This is a genomic window from Streptomyces sp. RLA012, from assembly GCF_056270325.1.
In genome coordinates, this window is record NZ_JBWDPA010000002.1 from 8703936 (window position 1) to 8724503 (window position 20568).

11 protein-coding genes are annotated in these 20568 nt (G+C 69.3%); 9 read left to right on the plus strand and 2 right to left on the minus strand.

The annotated features are described in order from the left end of the window. Positions 1-217 precede the first annotated feature (217 nt). The 3 genes from RV986_RS39895 to RV986_RS39905 are packed head-to-tail and all read left to right on the plus strand — an operon-like array spanning position 218 to position 12887. Positions 218-5464, plus strand: coding sequence for a DEAD/DEAH box helicase (locus RV986_RS39895; protein WP_475922048.1), 5247 nt, complete (start codon positions 218-220; stop codon positions 5462-5464). Continuing rightward, positions 5461-8484 (plus strand): helicase-related protein, encoded by a 3024-nt coding sequence (locus tag RV986_RS39900; protein WP_475922049.1) that lies wholly within the window; start codon positions 5461-5463, stop codon positions 8482-8484. Before RV986_RS39895 ends, RV986_RS39900 begins: the two co-directional genes overlap by 4 nt. Further along, positions 8481-12887, plus strand: a complete 4407-nt coding sequence (locus RV986_RS39905) for an Eco57I restriction-modification methylase domain-containing protein (RefSeq protein ID WP_475922050.1) — start codon at positions 8481-8483, stop codon at positions 12885-12887. Before RV986_RS39900 ends, RV986_RS39905 begins: the two co-directional genes overlap by 4 nt. Positions 12888-12947: 60 nt before the next feature. Here the strand turns inward: RV986_RS39905 and RV986_RS39910 are convergent, their stop codons facing one another. Continuing rightward, entirely contained in the window at positions 12948-13172 is a 225-nt protein-coding gene (locus tag RV986_RS39910; protein WP_475922051.1) for a DUF397 domain-containing protein, read from the minus strand. Then, a complete protein-coding gene (locus tag RV986_RS39915) occupies positions 13169-14038 on the minus strand; it encodes a helix-turn-helix domain-containing protein (protein ID WP_475924603.1) in 870 nt (289 codons plus the stop codon). The genes RV986_RS39910 and RV986_RS39915 overlap by 4 nt, the downstream gene beginning before the upstream one ends. A gap of 175 nt (positions 14039-14213) precedes the next feature. Here RV986_RS39915 and RV986_RS39920 point away from each other — a divergent pair, with 175 nt between their 5' ends. From RV986_RS39920 to RV986_RS39945, 6 genes are all read left to right on the plus strand, one after another. Further along, on the plus strand, positions 14214-14675 hold the full coding sequence (locus tag RV986_RS39920; protein WP_475922052.1) for an ATP-binding protein: 462 nt from the start codon (positions 14214-14216) through the stop codon (positions 14673-14675). A 524-nt stretch (positions 14676-15199) separates the two neighbouring features. Then, complete coding sequence (locus tag RV986_RS39925; protein WP_475924604.1) at positions 15200-16108, plus strand: helix-turn-helix transcriptional regulator; 909 nt, start codon at positions 15200-15202, stop codon at positions 16106-16108. Positions 16109-16172: 64 nt separating this feature from the next. Further along, positions 16173-18407, plus strand: coding sequence for an McrB family protein (locus RV986_RS39930; RefSeq protein WP_475922053.1), 2235 nt, complete (start codon positions 16173-16175; stop codon positions 18405-18407). Then, entirely contained in the window at positions 18404-19663 is a 1260-nt protein-coding gene (locus tag RV986_RS39935; RefSeq protein ID WP_475922054.1) for an McrC family protein, read from the plus strand. The genes RV986_RS39930 and RV986_RS39935 overlap by 4 nt, the downstream gene beginning before the upstream one ends. Positions 19664-19887: 224 nt before the next feature. Beyond that, the gene (locus tag RV986_RS39940; RefSeq protein ID WP_475922055.1) at positions 19888-20175 is read left to right on the plus strand and encodes a type II toxin-antitoxin system Phd/YefM family antitoxin; all 288 of its coding nucleotides are present in this window, start codon (positions 19888-19890) and stop codon (positions 20173-20175) included. 5 nt (positions 20176-20180) lie between these two features. Then, the gene (locus RV986_RS39945; RefSeq protein ID WP_475924605.1) at positions 20181-20567 is read left to right on the plus strand and encodes a PIN domain-containing protein; all 387 of its coding nucleotides are present in this window, start codon (positions 20181-20183) and stop codon (positions 20565-20567) included. Position 20568: the final 1 nt, after the last annotated feature.

The window sequence follows — 20568 nt, forward strand, 5'->3', positions numbered from 1 at the left end:
GCAGTGAATCACGGCTCACCGGCCGTTTTCCTCCGAGATACGGATGTGCGTGAACTCTCGCCGACAGGCAAGGCGTGAAGGCTCGGGCCGCAGTGTCCGAGGGGGACAGTAGGCTGGTTCACCTGCGTCGGTGGCCTCGCGGCAAGCGGGTCGGCCGAGTGGTCAGGCCACGGGGCGTGATGTATGAGCAAGCGGATTCAAGGGGGCCCGACCAACCGTGGACGTCTTCGGAGTCCATCACGACCTCGTCGCCGAGTACGAGGCGTTCACCAGCTCACTCGTCGCTGTGCGGGATCCGGAGATCGAAGCGCACCTCGCAGAGGAGAGGCGGCGCAAGACCCGCTGGCCCGACCCCAAGCTGGCGTTGAACCCCAGTTTCCGCGGCGGTGGCACTGTGGCCCAGTTGTGCGACGACGATCTTCTGCACCCCTTGTGCCGGGACTACTTCCGGCACAAGGAACATGAGGACGACCCGGGAGCCCGCACGCTCTCCCTTCATCAGCACCAGCGCGAGGCCATCGCGGCAGCCGCCGGCCGTGACTCGTACGTTCTGACGACCGGCACCGGCTCCGGTAAGAGCCTCACGTACATAGTGCCGATCGTCGACCACGTACTCCGCAACCCGAATCCGGACGGCATCTCGGCGATCGTCGTCTACCCCATGAACGCGCTCGCCAACAGCCAGGTGCACGAACTGGAGCGCTATCTCCAATGGGGCGTCCCCGAGGAGCGCCGCAAGGTGACCTTCGCCCGCTACACCGGGCAGGAGGACAGTGCGCGAAAGCTCCAGGTCCTGAAGAACAAGCCGGACATCCTGCTCACCAACTACGTGATGCTGGAGTACCTCCTCACCCGTCCCGACGAGCGGCGGGAGCTGATCGGCGCGGCCCGTGGCCTGCGCTTCCTTGCTCTCGACGAGCTGCACACCTATCGGGGCCGGCAGGGAGCCGACGTCGCTCTCCTGGTCCGTCGGCTGCGTGACGCCTGCGAGGCTCCGGACCTCCAGTGCATCGGCACCTCGGCCACGATGGCTACGGCGGACACCTTTGCCGAGGCCCAGAGGGAGATCTCCCAGGTCGCCACCCGCCTCTTCGGTACGGAGATCCGCCCCGACCGCGTCATCGGCGAGACTCTGGAGCGGTCCACGGACCCCGGCTCCGACGCCGCGCCCGGAGTCCATCCCCGCGGGTCTCTCTGCGATGCGGTGCGCCGGGCCGCCGCCACTCCCGCCGTTCTCTCCACCGACTACGACACGCTGCGCCGCGACCCGCTGGCCGTCTGGGTCGAGGACACCGTTGGGCTCGCCGCTGAGACGGGCACCGGGCGCCTTGTCCGCCAGGCCCCCCTCACCATCCCGCAGGCGGCCGACCTGCTGGTCGAGGCCAGCCTGGAGCCGGCCGACGTCTGCCGCCGTGCCATCAGGGAGATGCTTCGCGCCGGTGCGCAGGCGAGACACCCGGAGCGGGGCAGGCCCCTCTTCGCCTTCCGCCTGCACCAGTTCCTCTCCAAGGGCGACACGGTTTACGTCAGCTTCGAACCGCCCGGCAGTCGCCACCTCACCAGCCAGTACCAGACCAGGGTTCCCGACCACCCGGACAAGCCGCTCGTCCCGCTCCACTTCTGTCGCGACTGCGGCAAGGAGTACCTGGTGGTCAGCCGCCCCACCGAGCAGGACGGCGAGCTCTTCGAGGCCCGTCAGGACCCCGACGCGCCGGCCACCGACGGCGACGGTTTCCTTTACGTCAGCGATGACAGGCCCTGGCCGGACGAGCACGATGAGGACGCGGTTTTCCGCCGTCTGCCGGGCAGCTGGGTCGAGACGGACGACGACGGCACGTCGTCGGTTCTGAAGGCCCGCGCCGACGACGTGCCCCAGGAGATGTGGCTCGGCCCCGACGGCCGTACCACCGAGCCCGGCACGGGCCTTCGGGCCTGGTGGGTCGCCGCCCCGTTCCGGTTCTGCCTGCACTGCCGTACCTCTTACGAGCAGCTTCGCCTCAAGGACCTCGCCAAGCTGGGCACTTTCTCCGCAGAGGGCCGCAGCTCCGCGGTCTCGCTGATCAGCTCCCGCGTGGTGCGCTCCCTGCGCGCCCAGCCGGAGCTGAAGAAGAACGCGCGCAAGCTCCTCACCTTCGTCGACAACCGGCAGGACGCCAGCCTCCAGGCCGGACACTTCAACGACTTCGCCCTCGTCACCCAGGTCCGTGGCGCCCTGTACCGCGCACTGGAGGCAGCGGGGGAGCAGGGCCTCACCCACGACCGCCTCCCGCAAGCCGTGTTCGACGCGCTGGGCCTGCCCATGGAGGCGTACGCGAGGGTGCCGGGCGCCAAGTTCCACCAACGGGACCTCGCCCACTCCGCCCTGCGTGATCTGCTCTCCTACCGTGTGTACGCCGACCTGGAGCGCGGCTGGCGTGTCACCATGCCCAACCTGTCCCAGACCGGTCTGCTGCGTTTCGAGTACACCGATCTCGCGGAGATCGCCGCCGATCCCGAGTGCTGGGAGGGCTGTCATCCCCTGCTGACCGGTGACACACCCGCCCATCGCGAGCAACTGGCCCGCGACCTCCTCGACGAGCTGCGGCGCGCTCTCGCGGTGGAGGTGGAGCCTCTCACCCAGGAGGGTTTCGACCGGCTCGGCAGCGTCAGTGAGGCCCACCTTGTCAACCCGTGGGCGTTGTCCACGCGCGAGCCGCGCGTGCGCTCCCGCCTCGCCTATCCGGGGCGAGGGCAGACCGGCACGGCCGCGGACACCGTGCACCTCAGCGGTCTCGGCGCGTACGGCCGCTATCTGCGCCGCATCGGCCAGTTCGCGGCCCTGCCCGGCCGGACCGGCAAGCGCATCCCGGTCGCGGACGCCGACGCGGTCATCCGCGATCTGATGCGTGTGCTGCGTGAATGCGGTCTGCTGGCCGTCGTCCAGGAAGAGCGCGACGGCTCATTCGCCCACCAACTGCGCGCCTCCGCGTTGCGCTGGCTGCCCGGGGACGGCACCCGTCCCGAGCCCGACCCGGTGCGCAAGGTGACCGACGCGGACGCGGAACTGCAGGTCAACCCCTACTTTCGTGACCTTTATCGTGCCGGGGCGCGAGGGCTCACCGGGATCAGGGCGCACGAGCACACCGCACAGGTCGACGCCCCGACCCGTCTCGTCCGCGAGAAGGCCTTCCGCGACGGCGACCTGGAGATCCTCTACTGCTCTCCGACGATGGAGCTGGGCGTCGACATCGCCGCCCTGAACGCGGTCGGTATGCGCAACGTCCCACCGACCCCCGCCAACTACGCCCAGCGCTCCGGACGCGCGGGCCGCAGCGGCCAGCCCGCCCTGGTCACCACCTACTGCTCGACCGGTTCGCCCCACGACCAGTACTACTTCCGGCGCCCCGGCCTCATGGTCTCCGGCAGCGTGACCCCGCCGCGCCTCGACCTCGCCAACGAGGAGCTGATCCGCTCCCACGTCCACGCCCTCTGGCTGGCGGAGACAGGCGTCCATCTGGGCAGCCGCCTCACCGACGTCGTGGACGCCGAGGCCTCGGGCGGGGACCGGAGCTGGCCGCTGGAGCTCCTGCCGACCGTCCGGGGCTCCCTGGACAGCGAGCCCGCCCGGCTGCGCGCCGTCCGCCGCGCCACCGACGTCCTCGCCCCCCTCCACGACGAGCTGTCCGCGTCCTCCTGGTGGTACGACGGCTGGATCGAGCGCACCGTGCGCCAGGCGCAGGGCAGCCTCGACGCGTCGTGCGAGCGCTGGCGCCGCCTCTACCGCACCGCCCGCACCGAGGTCGAGCAGCAGCACCGCCGCGCCAACGACCTCTCCCTCAGCCGCCGGGACCGCGACCGTGCGGCCGGCCGGCGCGCGGAGGCCGAGAACCAGCTGAAGCTGCTGCGCAACGAGTCCGACAGCGAGTCGTACAGCGACTTCTACACCTACCGCTACTTCGCCTCCGAGGGCTTCCTGCCTGGCTACTCCTTCCCTCGCCTGCCGCTCGCCGCGTACGTTCCGGGAGAGCGCTCGGCGGGGAAGTACGGTCAGCGCAACGGCGCGTACATCCAGCGCCCCCGCTTCATCGCGGTCGGCGAGTTCGGGCCCGGCGCGCTGATCTACCACGAGGGCAACCGCTACACCATCGACCGTGTGACCGTCCCGATGGGCGACCGGCCGGGGCAGGTCGCCACCAGCGACATACGACTCTGCGAGGCCTGCGGCTACTGGCACGACCGGGCTGAGGGAGCCGACCGCTGCGAGAACTGCGACGTCCCGTTGCACCGCACCCTGCCGAAGCTGATGCAGCTCACCCAGGTGCACGCAGAGCCGCGCCGCCGTATCTCCTCCGACGAGGAGGAGCGCCTCAAGCGCGGCTTCCACCTGCGGACCGTCTACCGGTACGCCCCCGGCGGTGCATACGAGGCCCGGGTGCACGGCGCGGACGGCGCACCGCTCGCCGAGGTCTCGTACGGGGACTCGGCCGGGGTCCGGGTCCTCAACCTCGGTTACCGGAAGCGGGACGGCAAGGACCGCGGCGGCCACGGCTTCTGGCTGGACCCGGTGAGCGGCAAGTGGCTGTCGGAGAGCAGGGCGTCCCGCCTGGAGGAGCAGTCGGTGGAGGAGGAGTCCCTGGCCTCCTTCGACAAGGCACAGCGCACCCTCCAGGTCATCCCCTACGTCCAGGACACCAAGAACATCGCCGTGCTGCGGCTGTCCGAACCGGTGGACGACATCACCGCCGTCTCCCTGCGCTACGCGCTGGAGCGCGGTATCGAGGCGCACTTCCAGCTGGAGGACTCCGAGCTGGAGAGCGAGAACCTCCCCGACGCCGAGCGGCGCGGCCGGACCCTCCTCGTGGAGAGCGCCGAGGGTGGTGCGGGCGTGCTGCGGCGGCTGTACGACGACGAGGACGCCCTCGCGGAGGTGGCGAAGGAAGCCCTGCGCATCATCCACTACGACGAACAGGGCAAGGACCTCGACCGGGCGGAGGGTGCGGTCGAGCGCTGCGAACTCGGCTGCTACGACTGCCTGTTGTCGTATTCCAACCAGGGCTTTCACCGCCAGATCGACCGCCACCGCGCCGCACCCTGGCTGGTCGCGCTCGCCCGTTCCCGTACGGGAGACGAGTCCCGTACGAAGGTCGAGGCGCCGCCTGCCCGAGCGCTTCAGGCCCGGGACCGGCCCGCGCGGGACACCCCCGTGGAGGCGTTCCTTCGCCTTCTCTCCGACGGCGGCCACCGCCTCCCCGACGAGACGGCCACCCCTGTGGGAGACGTGGTCTACCGCCTCCCCGGCGCCGACGTCGCCGTGTTCCTGGAGCACGACGGCGCCCACCGGCTCACCGAGCAGGACGAGAACCGCATGATGGACGACGGCTGGCTGGTCATCAGGGCCGGAGCCGAACCCGACTGGAAGGACACCGTGCGCGCATACCCGGACGTCTTCGGCATCGGCCGCGACCAGGCGGGAGGCTCGCGATGACCACCGCCACCGGCCGCGCACCCGGCACTCTCGTCCACGCACGTGACCGCGACTGGGTCGTCCTGCCCGGCACCACCGAGGACCTGGTTCTCGCCCAACCCCTCGACGGCGACCGCGAGTTCGTCGCCGCGTTCTTCCCGGAGGAGGTCCGCGAACCGGGATTCGGCCACCCCGTGGCCGTGCCCGGCGAAGCCGGTGACTTCGCCTCCGCCTCGCTGCTGCGCACCGCCCTGCGTGTCGCTTCCACGGCGGGCGCGGGTCCCTTCCGCTCCCTGGCCTCCGTCGCGGTGCAGCCCCGCCAGTACCAGCTGGTGCCGCTGATGATGGCGCTGCGCATGGACCCCGTACGCCTCCTCATCGGCGACGACGTCGGTATCGGCAAGACCATCGAATCCGGGCTGATCGCCAAGGAACTCATCGAGCAGGGCTCCGCCCGCAACATGACCGTCCTGTGCGCGCCCTCGCTCGCCGAGCAGTGGCAGCGTGAACTGCACGACAAGTTCGGGATGGAGGCCGAGCTGGTACTGCCGTCCACCGCTGCCCGACTCCAGAAGGCGATCGACGACCCCAACCGGTCGATCTTCGAGCACTATCCGATCACCGTCGTCTCCACCGACTTCATCAAGCAGGACGAGCGCCGCGACGCCTTCAGTCGTCACTGCCCCGACCTGCTGATCGTCGACGAGGCGCACACCTGCGTCGGGACCAGCAACGGAGACGAGCCGCAGAAACGGTACGAGCTGCTGTCGAAGCTCGCCGACCGCACCGAGCGCGACCGCCACCTCGTCCTGGTCACCGCCACCCCGCACAGCGGCGATCCTCAGGCGTTCGCCAAGCTCACCGGCCTCCTCGACCCGTCACTGCGCACCCTGGACACCACTCGCTCCGCCGACCGTGACCGGCTGGCCCGCCACTTCGTGCAGCGCCGCCGCCACGACATCAAGCGGTACATCGGGCAGGACACGCCCTTTCCCGAGGACCGGGACACCCAGGACGCCATCTACCGGCTCGACGCCGGCTACGCCCGCTTCGTCGCCGACATACTCGCCCACACCCGCCACCAGGTGCGCGGCCCGGGCGGCGATCACCAGCAGCGCATGTCCTGGTGGACCGCTCTCACTCTCCTGCGCTGCGTCCTGTCCTCACCCGCGGCGGCCGCCGCGACACTGCGCGCCCGCTCCCTGATCGCCGCCACCCGTACGAAGGCCGAGGCCGAGAAGCTGGGCCGGGCCGCCGCCTTCGAACTCTCCGACGACGAGACCGCCGACGGCATGGACGTGATCCCCGGCTCCCTCCTCCACGAGCCCGGGGAGTCCCGGAACGCGGCCGGTGCGGGCGAGGCGCTGACCGACTTCGCCGACCGGGCGGACACCCTCACCGGCCCCGAGCACGACGCCAAACTGCGCACTCTCATCGACCGGGTCAAGCGACAACTGGTCGACGGCTACGACCCGATCGTCTTCTGCCACTACATCCCGACCGCCGAGTACGTCGCCCACCACCTCAAGGAGGAACTGGGCCGCAGCGCCAGCGTGGAGGCCGTCACCGGCACCCTCCACCCCGACGCACGGCAGGCCCGTATCGACGAGCTGACCGCCAGGCGCGGACGGCACGTCCTGGTCGCCACCGACTGCCTCTCCGAGGGCGTCAACCTCCAGGAGCACTTCGGCGCCGTCATCCACTACGACCTGTCCTGGAACCCGACCCGCCATCTCCAGCGCGCCGGCCGCGTCGACCGCTTCGGCCAGCCGCGACGCCGCGTCCGCGAGATCACCGTCTACGACACGGACACCGGTATCGACGGCCTTGTCCTGAAGGTCCTCATCCAGAAGCACAAGGACATCGCCGACCAGACCGGCGTGGCCGTCCTCGTGCCCGACCAGGGCCGGGGAGTCCTCGAAGCCCTCGCCAGCGCACTGCTGCTGCGCGGGAAGCAGCCCGAAGGCCAGCTGACCCTCGACTTCGACACCGATCCCGACTTCGGCCGCGCCCGCGAGGCCCTGCACAAGGAGTGGGAGTCGGCCGCCGAACGCGAGTCGAAGGTGCTCACCAAGTTCGCCCATTCCGGCCTGCGTCCTGAGGAGGTCGAGGCGGAACTCGACGCGCTGCGGCAGGCGTTGGGTGATCCGGGTGACATCGCCTCCTTCACCCGAGAAGCCCTGTCCCAACTGGGTGCCCACCCGATCGGCGACACCCGCGCCCCTGGATTCAAGGCCCCGGTCGGCCCGCTGCCCACCGGCGTCAAGCACGCCCTCGGCTTCTACGAGGACGCCGACCAGGCGGTGGCGCCCGGCGGAGCCTCCAAGACAACGGCCAAGGGACGCTCCAGGTCCGCCCCCCGGGACCTCGTCTTCCGCGAGGACCTTCCGGTCGCCCGCGGCGAGCACGCCCTGTTCCGTACGGATCCCGCCGTGCGCGCCCTGGCCCGCTACCTCCTGGACTCGGCCGTGGACACCAGTCTGCCGCCCGAGGAGCGCCCGGCCCGCCGCCTCGGCGTGATCCGCACCGCCGCCGTGGACCGCCGTACCGTCCTGCTGCTGGCCCGCTACCGCTTCCGCCTGACCCTGCCCCGGCGTACGGCGGCCGACGAACCGCGCGTCCTCGTCGCCGACGACGCCCAGGTCCTCGCCTGGCGCACCGCCGACGACGGCAGTCGCGTCTGGCTGCCCGACGAGGAGACCGCCGCCCTGCTCACCGCCACACCCGACCTCAACACCCTGCCGGCCCTGCGCGACCAGCAGGCCGGCCGCGCCGCGGCCGAACTGGGCGACGACGAGGTACGCGACCACCTGGCCGCCCGCGGACGGCTTCTCGCCGACCAGCTGCGCGACGCCCACCAGCGAGTCCGGGAGGCCGCCGGACAGCGCGGCCGCGAGCGCGGCGCCGCCGCCGTCCGCCGGATCGATGTCGAGCAGTCCGGCGATCCGGACCTGCTCGGCGTGTACGTGTACTTGAACGCCCCGGCCGCGCGGCAGACCGTCTCGGCCTCCCAGCAGACCGCCCCCGGAGGAGACCGGTGACCGCCCCCACCCTCGACCGCCTCCCCGCCTCCGCCGCCGTACGCGTCGAGGGAGCCCTGCTCTCCGCAGACCTCCTCGGCAAGATCCGCTCCGGTGACCCGGAACTGCCGGGCAGCGGCCCCGCGAGCTACGGACTGGGACGCGGCGTACGCCTGGAGGACGCGGCCAGCCGCAAATGGAACGCCCTGCGCGCCGCGTACACCTCCCTCCAGGAGGAGCTGAAGGAACTCGGCGATCAGGTCGACCCCACCAAAGCGACCCGTGTATGGCTTCTGACCCTCCTGGAGGAGCTGGGCTACGGCCGCCTCGCCGCCCGCCGCGGCGGCATCACCGTCCCCGGCCACCGCGACCCGTACAAGGTCAGCCACCAGTGGCAAGACCATGTCCCCGTCCACCTCCTCGGCTGGAAGACCCCCCTCGACCGCTGGTCGGGCGGCAGCACCCGGGTCCCCCAGTCGATGATGCAGGAGCTGCTCAACGCCTCGCCGGACCACCTGTGGGGCATCCTCTCCAACGGCCGGGTGCTGCGTCTGCTGCGTGACTCGACCGCGCTCGTCGGCTCCGCCTACGTCGAGTTCGACCTCGAAGCGATCTTCGGCGGCGGCGACTTCTCCGACTTCCTCCTCCTGTACGCGCTGCTGCACGCCTCCCGCCTGGAGCTGCTCCCCAAGCCGGAGAAGAAGCGCCGGGGCGCCGCCGCCACCGAGGACGAGGAAGGGGAGGACGAGGACGGCGCCGAGGGCAGCGCCCCGGACGAGTCCCCGCTCACCCCAGCGGACTGCCGCCTGGAGTGGTGGCGCGACCATGCCGTCGAGACCGGTATCCGCTCCCGTAACCTGCTGCGCGACCAGGTCGCCAAGGCCCTGTCCATCCTCGGCACCGGCTTCCTCCAGAACAACCGCGACCTCGCCGACGCGATCACCGACGGCGGCCGCCGCGCCCTCGACGACTTCCACCACGAACTGCTGCGCCTTGCCTACCAGTTGATCTTCCTCTTCGTCGCCGAGGACCGCGACGCGCTGCTGGAGCGCCCCGGCCCCAGGGCCACCAGGGCCCAGGTGAAGGCCAATGAAGACGCGCGTGACCGTTACGCGCTCTACTTCTCCACCACCCGCCTGCGCCGCATCGCCTCCCGCCGGAAGGGCGACCACCACACCGACCTGTGGCAGGGGATCGTACGCGTCCTCAACGCCCTCGGCCGTGACGGCGGCGAGCCGACGCTCGCGCTGCCCGCGCTCGGTGGCCTCTACTTCCTGCCGGAGCCGGACGCGACCGGCCAGGACACCGCACGCACGCGCCTGCCGGGCGGCGCCGAACCGCTGCGCGCGGCGAAGCTCCCCAACGAGCGTCTGTTGGAGGCCGTACGCCTGCTCTCCCGCACCAAGGACAAGGGCCGCACCACCCGCGTCGACTACCGCCACCTGGGCGCGGAGGAGTTGGGCAGCGTCTACGAGTCCCTCCTGGAACTCGTCCCGGTCCGTGAGCCGGAGAACGAGCTCTTCGAACTCAAGGACCTCGTCGCGGGCAACAAGCGCAAACTGACGGGCTCGTACTACACACCCGTCGTCCTGATCGAGAAACTCCTCGACAACGCGCTGAACCCGGTCATAGAGCGCTACGCCGCCTCAGGCGTCCCGGACCACCTGCTGAAGATCAACTTCGTCGACCCGTCCTGTGGTTCGGGCCACGTCCTGGTCGCCGCGGCCCGGCGCATCGCGCACCGGTACGCGCGCATGATCCACGAGGAGACCCAGCCCGCCCCCGAACTGGTCCGTGAGGCGATGGCCAAGGTCGTACGTCACTGTGTGCACGGCGTCGACATCAACCCCCTCGCCGCCGAACTCGCCAAGGTCTCGCTCTGGCTGGAGTCCCTCACCCCTGGCGAGCCCCTCGCCTACCTGGACGACCGCATCAAGACCGGCAACGCTCTGCTGGGAGCCACCCCGGCCGCGTTGGAGAAGGGCATCCCGGACGGGGCGTTCGAGAAGTTGGAGGGCGACGATCAGTCCGTCGTCACCTCGCTGCGCCAGCAGAACGAGAAGGAGAGGCGGGGCGAGGAAGAGCTGCCGTTCGGCGAGCGGGTCGGCCGCACCAGCACCGCCACCGTGCGGGTGCAGGCCGAGAAGATCGCCAAGGTGGCGGATCACAGCCTCGCCGAGGTACGCCATCACGCCCGCCTGCACAGGGAGTTCGAGCGGCGGCCCGAGCTGCGCCAGATGAAGCGGGTTGCCGACGTGTGGTGCGCGGCCTTCCTGTGGCCCAAGCAGAAAGGTGTCTCCACGGCCATCACGACCAAGGTGCTGCGTGACGTGGAGACGGCGGGGGACAAGCCGCTGGAGGACGAAGCCGCCGAGCTGATGCTCGCCGACATCGTCCGCCGTAACCAGTTCTTCCACTGGCATCTGGAGTTCCCGCGCGTCTTCCGCGTGGAGGACACGGACGCCCTTGACGCCAACCCGGACACCGGCTGGCAGGGCGGTTTCGACGCGGTGCTCGGCAATCCGCCGTGGGAGCGCGTGAAAATCCAGAAGAAGGAGTGGTTCGCCGCCCGCGACGAGCGCATCGCGGCGGCCGACACAGCCAGCATCCGCGACCGGATGATCGAGGACCTCGCCCACAGTGTGGACGAGGAGGGCCGCCCGAACGAGGGCGACCGCCGCCTGTACGTGGAGTACCAGTTCGACCAGCGGGAGTCCAAAGGGCAGGTCATCATGTACCGGAAGTCGGGCCTGTTCCCGAAGACCGGCTTTGGCGACGTGAACACGTACGCGGTCTTCGCGGAGAAGGCACGGCAGCTGATCGGCCCGGAGGGCATGGCAGGGCTGGTGCTGCCTACAGGGATCGCTACGGACAAGACGACGGGGCCGTTCTTCGTGGATCTGGTCAAGCAGCGTCAGATGGTGGCGGTGCTGGACATGGAGAACGAGGAGAAGCTGTTTCCGGCAGTCACCAACCGGGTGGCGTTCTGCCTGTTCACGATGGCTGGCCGCGACCTCGCTGAGCACCACGAGGTCGTCCGGCTTGCGTTCCGGGCGCGGCGCCCGGATCAGCTGGACGCGCGAGAGTTCACGCTGGGTGAGGAGGGGTTCGCGCGAATCAACCCGAACACGGGGACGGCGCCGATTTGTGAGAGCCCGGAGCACTTGCGTTTGTTGGAGGGGCTGATGCGAGTACCAATCTTGTGGAGCCGTGACAAGCAAGGTAATACCTTGTCGAACCCTTGGGGAATCAACCCCCTGCGCATGTTCGACATGGCTAATGCGTCCAAGCTCTTCTGTAGCGCCGAGAAGCTTGCAGCTGCTGGCGCTAGCCAGAACGGAACCGTTTACGAGCTAGATAACGAACGATACCTTCCGCTTTACGAGGGGAAGTTTGTCCATCACTTCGATAGCCGGTTCGCAACATATGAAGGTGCAACGCAAGCTCAGGTAAATAAAGGTACGCTGCCGCAGTTTGATACCTCAGCGCACAGGGATCCGCGCAAACTGCCTATGCCTCGACACTGGGTTGCCGAAAGCCTGGTAGAGGAGCGCTTGGCAACGGAGTTTGGCCAGAATCACCATTCTTGGCCGCATGGTTGGATGCTCGGCCGCCGTAATGTCTGTCGATCGGCGGATGAGCGAACCCTGATCGTTGCACCTGTGCCCCGGAGCGCGGCGGGCGACAAGCTGCCGCTGATCCTTCCTCAGACCGAGTCGGCCTGGCTCCTCCTGGCCAATCTGAGCAGCAGAGTGCTGGACTTCGCCGCGCGTAACAAGCATGCGGGGGTGTCACTGTCGTACTTCATCCTCGAACAGCTACCTGTGCTGCGCCCACAGGTGTACGACTTTTCCGCCCCCTGGTCCCAAGGCGCTCCTATCGCAGACTGGATCCGCCCCCGAGTCCTCGAACTCACCTACACGTCCTATGAGATGGCTTCCTGGGCCAAATACCTTGGCGACGACGGCCCGCCCTTCGTCTGGGACGCGGAACGCCGCTTCCTCATCCGCGCCGAACTCGACGCTGCGTTTTTCCACCTCTACGGCATCGAGCGCGCGGACGTGGACCTCGTCCTGGACAGTTTCCGGGCGTTCAAGAACAAGCAGCCGGACCTCTTCGAGGAGAACAACAAGGAGATCGTCCGGGTGTACGAGGCGATGGCCGAGGGCCGTCCCTTCACGCACGACTCCCTCACCCCACCCCCCGCGCAGGGCCCGCGTCACGCCCCCGGCGCGAGCCCGCTGACCCGGGTCGCCCAGGTCGGTAGCCGTGCACAGCGCCCGCTGGCTCCGGTCAAGAAGAAGCGGCGCGGCAAGTCCGCCCCCGACCAGCTGGGCGGCGGCCTCTTCGGCCTGGACGAGGTCGAGGGCGTCGACGTGCAACTCGACATGCTGGGCATGTTCGACGAGGACGAGAAGCAGTAGTGGTACGCGAACGGGCGGGCACGGGAACGGCTCCCGTGCCCGCCCGTTCCGTGCTGTCTCTCAGAGTTCCCCGGCTATCACACCGGTCCGGAACGCGGCCCACTCGGATGCGGTGTACCGCAGGGGCTGGGCCTCGGGACGCTTGGAGTCGCGCACGGCTTTGCCGCCACCGGGGAGGTCGGCGACTTCGACGCAGTTGCCCTCGCCTCCGCTGGCGGACGCCTTCCGCCAGGCTGCTGTGGAGAGGTCGTAGGCGTACAGCTCCGCCTTGCGCTCGTCGTTCACTTGCGTTGTCTCTCTTCCATCCGGGCGATCAAGGCCAACGAATCGTCAGTCGGCAGGGCAGCGGCGACGATGCGTTCGAAGGCATCGGCGAAGGTGTGCACTTCGTTGACGCCTTCAACGTAAGACGATCCGATGAGATTCTCCAGCAGGACGACATCTGGCATGGGGCCAGGGAAGCCGACGAGGCTGAAGCCGCCCACACTTCCCGGATGAGGAGTGGCGTCGAGTGGCATGACCTGAAGCGTCACATTGGGCATCTCGGAGACGTCCAACAGGCGTCGTAGCTGGTCTCGCATGGTGGTGGGGCGTACGGCGAAGCGCTGATGCAGGACGGCTTCGTGAATGACCGCCCACACTTTCAGGGAGCGCTCGGTGCGGGTGAGCACCGCCTGGCGGGCTTGGCGGACTTCCGTGAGGGCGGCAACCTCCTCAGGCGTACGGGTGATGGCGTTGGCGGCGATGGTCTCGCGCGCGTACGCGGCGGTTTGCAGGAGGCCTGGGACCAGGAGAGGGGCGAACTCGTGGACACTCTCGGCGTCGGATTCCAGCGAGATGTAGTCCGCATAGGTGGGCGAGACGATGCCGCTGTATGTCTGCCACCAGCCTTGTTTCCTGGCGTCCTTGGCCAGCCCCTCCAGTGCCGAGACGATCTCCCCGTCCACCACCCCGTAGGCCTTGAGGAGCGGAGCTACCTCACTCGGCCGGATGTATCCGTTGGCGGTCTCGATGCGCGAGAGCTTCGGGCCGATCCAGCCCATCGTCCCCGCGGCGGTGTCGAGGCTCATGCCGACCTCGTTCCGGTACCGGCGCAGGGCCTCACCGAGGCGACGGCGACGGACGGTGGGGACAGGGCGTGCGTTTGGCATGGCGCCAGCATGGCACCGACTCATATTGCACGTCGATGGGAACAAAGCATCGGTTATGCAATTCGGGTGACAAGGTTGCAATATTTGCGCGCGGTCCATCACTCTGAGGTCAAGTTGCCGTAGTCGTGCGGCAATTGGCTGCCGCGCCACGGCGCCTGCGCAAAGGAGCCGCCCCATGCCCCCCACGCTCGGCTGGTACCCCACCCCCACCCCCGCCGGCTTCGTCCTCCATCTCTCCGCCACCCCGCGCAACCTCCGAGGCGTCCGGGGGCTCACCGAGAAGACCCTGCTCGACGCGGGCGTGAACGCCGACCTCGCGCATACCGTGCAGCTCGTCCTCTCCGAGCTGTACGGCAACGCGGTCCGCGCCTGCGGCGACTTCGCCCCTCTGGTCGCAGAGGTGGAGGTGGAGCCGCCGCCTGGGATCAGGGCAGGCGCCCCGGACGCCGTGTGGGTCTGCCTCCATGATCCGTGCCGCGACACTCGACCCCGGCGCGGCGGCGTACGGCTCGACGACCCGGACGCGGAGTCCGGGCGGGGGCTACCACTCCTCGACCTGCTCGCCCCAGGTTGGGGCGTGGCCCCGACGCCGGTCGGCAAGCAGGTCTGCTGCCGCGTCCCGTTCGTGCGAAGTTGACGATCATCTTCCGCAATGTCCCGCTCTGATCGGTGAGTTATGGGTTTGGCTGATTGTCAGTGGTGCCGGGTAGGCTTATCGACCTCGTGGGGTTGACGGTCAACTCTTCGACGGGCGACGGCTTCTGGAGGCGCATGTGGTCGGACGCGAGGTCGCTGCGGCGGACCATCCGAGCAAGGAGATCAAGGAGGTCCTCAAGCGGCTCGTCGCCGATGGGTGGGTTCTCAGGTCAGAGGCTCACTGGGGCACGCTGTACTGCCCGTGCCCCGACCACTGCACGGTGATCCGTGTAGGTGGCACTCCCAAGAACCCCAGTCAGGAGGCCCGCCGGATCCGGCGCAAGGCGAAGTGGTGCCCGTTGCCGCCAGACGACCCGCGCGCGGCCCTGCGCGGCGGTGTTGGCGATTGACAACACCGTCGAACTCGGCGAGGCTTGCTCCAGGGGGCGTTCCCTGGAGCGAAAGGCGCTGGAACACAGGAACCAGGAAGAACGAACAGGCGCGTGTATGGGGGGCTGGGGCGTGATGGAGTACGAGTTCCACTTCGTCGTGGATGGCATCAGTGTGGACGACGATGCGGCGGTCGGCATCGTCCACGACATCTTTGATGGTCTGCTGAGCCGCCATCGTCACCGGCACTTTCTTGACGTCTCCGAGAGTGGTGACGATGCGATCGTTGCCGCGCACCGCATTGTCGTGCGGCTACGGAAGGCGCTGCCCGCCCTGCGCCTGCTGCGTACCGACCCGGATCTCGTCGGCGTCTCCGACATCGCCGAGCGCGCCGAGCGTAGCCGGCAGAACGTCCAGCAGTGGGTGAACGGCGAGCGGCGGCAGGACAAGCTACCGTTCCCGGACCCGGAAGGCATGGCAGGCCGTTCCCCGGTATGGCGCTGGGGGGACGTCAACGCCTGGCTCGCCCAGTTCGGCGAGGGCGACGGGGTGCACACACCGACCCGCGACGAGGCCTTGGCCATCGACTTCCTGCTGCCCAAGTGGCAGCGCACACTCGATGACGGCCTGCCCCTGGTGCACTTTGCCCCGGCCGAGACAGGTGACGGCCGAGACCCGGACCGCGAGACCGTCCAGCGGCTGCTGGAGGGGACTCTCGCCCTGCCTGGTGTGCTCCAGCAGATCTCGGCGTTTCCGCGGTTGGAGCAGCAGCGGTTCACGGTCGTCTGTGCGGTTCTGACCGACCGGCTCGGCAGCGTCGTCTCCCGTATCGGCCACGACGAGGTCTGGGCGGTCCTGGCTTTCCAAGGCGCGGAGGGTGAGCTCCGACTCCAACCCATCGGCACGGCCGAGGCCCCCGGCGCGGTCCCCGTCTCTGCTCTGGGCCTAGGTCGCGACGCCACGGTCGGCGACCTTCTCCTCGTCCAGACCAATGGCCCCGACGACACCCCTGTCACCCCGATGACACCGGTCGGCCTCGACTGAACAGGAGTCGCCCGCTCCCGCACTCGTAGCAGGCGACGACGCCCATACCCGTACGCTGCGAAGAATGGACGCCGTGCCCAGCATCAACACCGTCGTCGCCCGTGCACTGCACACTGCCGCCACGGTCCTGGAGCGGGAGGCGCTCCAGGACGGTCTGGAGTTCAAGGAACTCTGGCCCCGCGTCCTTGAGACGGACCCGCGGCTGGAGGCGGACTGGGAGCGCGCGGTGGACGCGTCACCGCAGGAGAACAACACCCCGTTCGGAAGATATGTGAACCGGGCGGCGATCAGCCTCGGCAAGGCGGGATGGTTGTACCGGGGCAGGCGACGCTGGGAGTTGACCGGAATCGGGCACGAAGCCCTCCGTCGATGGCCCGACCCGGTGGACTTCTATGGTCAGGCGCGTCAGCGCTACCGGGAGTGGGAACGCCAGCAGCAGCTCTGCGCCGTGGCGGCGACCGCGCTGGAACAGCTCCCCGACGGGGGAAACTGGGTCGCGTTGGAAGACCTGGCCAGGGAGTTCACCGTCGACCCCGGCGTCCTCGGACCAGTCCTGCGAGGCACACGTTCCGCGGGTTGGTACCTCGCGCTCGGAGAGGACGGGAGCGCCGGAGCGGGACTGCCTCTGCTGCCCCACGAACTCGACGCCTGGCGCGGCCTGCTCGACGCCGAGGGCGTGCTCGACCACGGTCGCAGCAGTCTCGACACCGTACGAGCCCTCCCCGACCGGCGGCTGCCCGTGTGGGACGCGCTCCTCGCGGCCAAGCAGCCGGACGAGGACGGTGGGACCGGCCAGGAGCCGCCCCGCCAGCTCTGGATCGTCCGTGGCGTCGACGCCACCACCGCCGTCCCCCTGATTCGCGGTCCCTGGCGCGAGCACGGAGTCATCACCCTGGGGGCGGGCCTTCCCACCCTGCCGGAACCGGGCATGCGCCCCGAGCGCATCCGGGAACTGGTCGACGTCTCGCACCCCAGCACCCCGCCCGTCCGCCGCGAACTCCTCGCCCGCGAACTGCACGCGTTCCTCACCCGGATGCGTGAACGCGACATCGTGTTGTGCGTCGACGGCTACGACACCTATGTCGGCGAGGTGAGCGGCACCACCGTGTTCGCCGAGGACCGGCTGGAGCGCCGCGTGGAGTGGCGCAACCTCGACCACCCCCTCGACTTCCTCAAGGACCTGCCGTCCGGACTGGCCGACGTGGTCGCCGACGCCGACTCCCAGGTCCTCGAAGCCACCGAGTACGCGGAGACGGTCCTCGCCCTCATCGGCGGCACGCCCGGGACCGCCTCCGCCCCCGCCCCCAAGGGACCGGCCAGACTCCCTGACGCCACCGACGAACTGGCAGCCAAGCTCCACATGTCGGACACGACCTGGCTCCAGGACTGCGTCGAACTCCTCCGCGCCGGCCCACAACTGATCTTCCACGGCCCGCCCGGCACCGGGAAGACCTACACTGCCCTCGCCCTCGCCCGGCACCTGGCAGGCGCCTCCAGTGCCACCAACGTACGTCTCGTCCAGTTCCACCCCGCCTATGCCTACGAGGACTTCTTCGAAGGCATCCGCCCCCGCCTGAGCAAGCAGGGCGAAGGAGACGGCGGGCTCGGCTACGACCTCGTACGAGGCCCGCTGCGTAAACTCGCCGACGAGGCCGAAGCCCGCCCCGCCGAGGTCTTCGTGCTGGTCATCGACGAGATCAACCGGGGGCATCTCGCCAAGATCTTCGGCGAGTTGTACTTCCTCCTGGAATACCGCAAGGAACGCGTCCACCTCCTCTACGGCTCGGACGACGGCCGTGGCTTCCGCCTCCCGCCCAACCTCTGCGTCCTCGGCACCATGAACACCGTCGACCGCTCGGTGGCATACATGGACGCCGCCATGCGCCGCCGCTTCTCCTTCATGGAACTGCACCCGGACACCCCGCCCGTGTCCGGACTGCTGGACTCCTGGCTGCGGCGGCAGGCACAGGACAAGGCGAAGGAACGGGGAGAGGAGTACGACGGCACGTACGACAACGCGTACGCTCGCCTCCTCGACGAGATCAACCGTCTCCTCACCGAGAGCAGCCCCGGCGACCGCTCCTTCCGCGTCGGCCCCTCCTACTTCATGCAGGACTTGGCGCACAGCGGCGACGGCGCCCTCGAACGCCTGTGGAAGACCCAGATAATCCCCCTCCTCACCGAGCACCACTGGGGCGACAACACCAACGTCGACACGGTCTACGGGCTCGGCAACCTGCGCGACCGGCTGGGCATCCTTCCCCCGTCGGCCGACTCCACGGACGCCGAAGTCTCATGACCGCCAGACCCGTGCCGCCGGCGTACTGCCGCGACACCGCTCTGCGCATTCGGCTCACGGAAGGCGGCGGCTGGTCCTCCTGGGTACTCACCCCGGCCCAGGCCGCGACGCTCGCCGCGTACGAGGACATCGTGCGGATGCACCCCGAGAGCACCGGCCGCTGGCGACTGTCTGCCAAGGACCGGGTGGGCGCCGTACGACTCGGGTCGGGTGACGGCGCCCTCCAGCTGACCATCACCCCCAAGGTCCCCGTCGACCGGCTCCTCCACCTCATCTCGTACGCCCCCGAACGCGTCACCTTCGACCCGCGCCCCGTCACTGCCGAGCCGCGTCCCGATCTGCTCCCCGCCCTCGCGCACGCCTTCACCTCCGCCACCGACCGCGCCCTGCTGCACGGCGTCCTGCACGACTACCGGGAGACGCACGACACCCTGCCCGTCGTCCGAGGCCGCATCCGCCACGCCGACCAGCTCCGCCGCAGACCCGGCGTCCCCGTACCCCTGGAAGTCACCTATGACGACCACACCCCCGACATACCGGAAAACCGCCTCCTCCTCGCCGCGGCCCGCCGCCTCCTTCGCGTCTCCGGCCTCGATCCCGGCGCACGCTCCTCGCTCCAACGGCTCACCGCCCGCCTGGACGGCGTCCGTCCCCTGCCCCCCGGAGCCGCCGCACCCCGTTGGACACCGAACCGCCGCAACGCCCGCTACGCGCATGCCCTCGCCCTCGCCGAACTCGTGCTGCGCGGCGCCTCGTACGAACTCGGTGACGGCCGCGAGATCGCCGTCGACGGGCTGCTCGTCACGATGTGGCGGCTCTTCGAGGCGTACCTGGCCCGGGCGGTCGGCGAGGCCCTGCGACTGCGCGTCGGAGGCAGGCCCGAACCGCAGGACCGGAACTTCTTCCTCGACGCCGGGCGACGGCACGTACTCAAACCGGACCTGGTGCACTATCTGCCGTCCCCGCACGACGGCGTGCTCCGTCAGGCCGTCGTCCTCGACGCCAAGTTCAAGATCAAGCCCCAGCGGGACGACCTGTACCAGATGACGGCGTACTGCGTGCGGCTGGGCGTTGCCGAGGGCCATCTCGTGTACGCCTCCGGCAGGCCCGGGGTCGTGGAGGTACCGGTGGGGGAGGGGCGGCTCCGGATCTGGCGGCATGTCGTCGATCTCGGACGCCCCTGGAGAGCCCTGAACGAGGATGTCGCGGCACTCGCGGAGACCATCGACACCGCGCGCTCCGCGGTCGGCGCCTGACGACCTCATCGGCGCGACGGCGCCCGTGTTTCCCGTGACGGGACAGGCGGTCGTCGCCCGGCCCGCGCCACTCGTCGCCGTACCCCGGCGGTGAGTGGTGTGCCATCCCGTACACCACCCTCGTCACCCCGGCGGAGCGGCTGGACGGCTGAACGACAACGAAGATGTGGGTACTGTTGAGGTGATGTAGGCACAATGCTTCTGCCTCGGTGAGGGAGTCCGGCATGAGTACCATTTCCGTCCGAGAGTTCTCGTACAACCCCAGCGCCGTCTTCGCCCGCGTGGAAAAGGGTGAGGCAGTCCAGGTGACCCGCCACGGCAATGTCATCGCCATACTGCTGCCCGGCTCCGGGCCGGTGGCCCGTTACTCCGACCTGGTCGCTCAAGGGAAGATCCGCCTCAAAGCGGCCACCACCTCCGATCTCGACCGCATGCCGCGGTACGACCTCGCGGCAGACGCGCCCGACCCGGTGGAGCTCCTCCTTGCGGAGCGGGAGGACGACGACCGGTGATCTACATGGACTCCTCGGCGCTGCTGACCCTGTTGACCGGTCGCGCCAATGCCCCCGCCCTTCGGAGCTTCCTGGCTCAGCGGCCCGGCTTGCCCATGGCCACGAGCACGGTGGGTGTCGTGGAGACGATTCGCCAACTCGACAAGGTGGGCTCCTTCCCGAACGCCTTGGCCGATCTGGACCGCATGGTCACCGAGATCCTCCTCACCGAGGAGGTTCGTGACCTGGCGACCAGGGTTCCGGCCGCCTTGCGCTCCCTCGACGCCATCCATGTGGCGAGTGCGCTGGCCATCGGTACGGCTCTTGATTCCCTGATCACCTACGACAAGCGGATGCTCGATGCAGCCCGGGAGGCCGGGCTGGCTGCCTACGCGCCGGGCATGGCGGACTGAC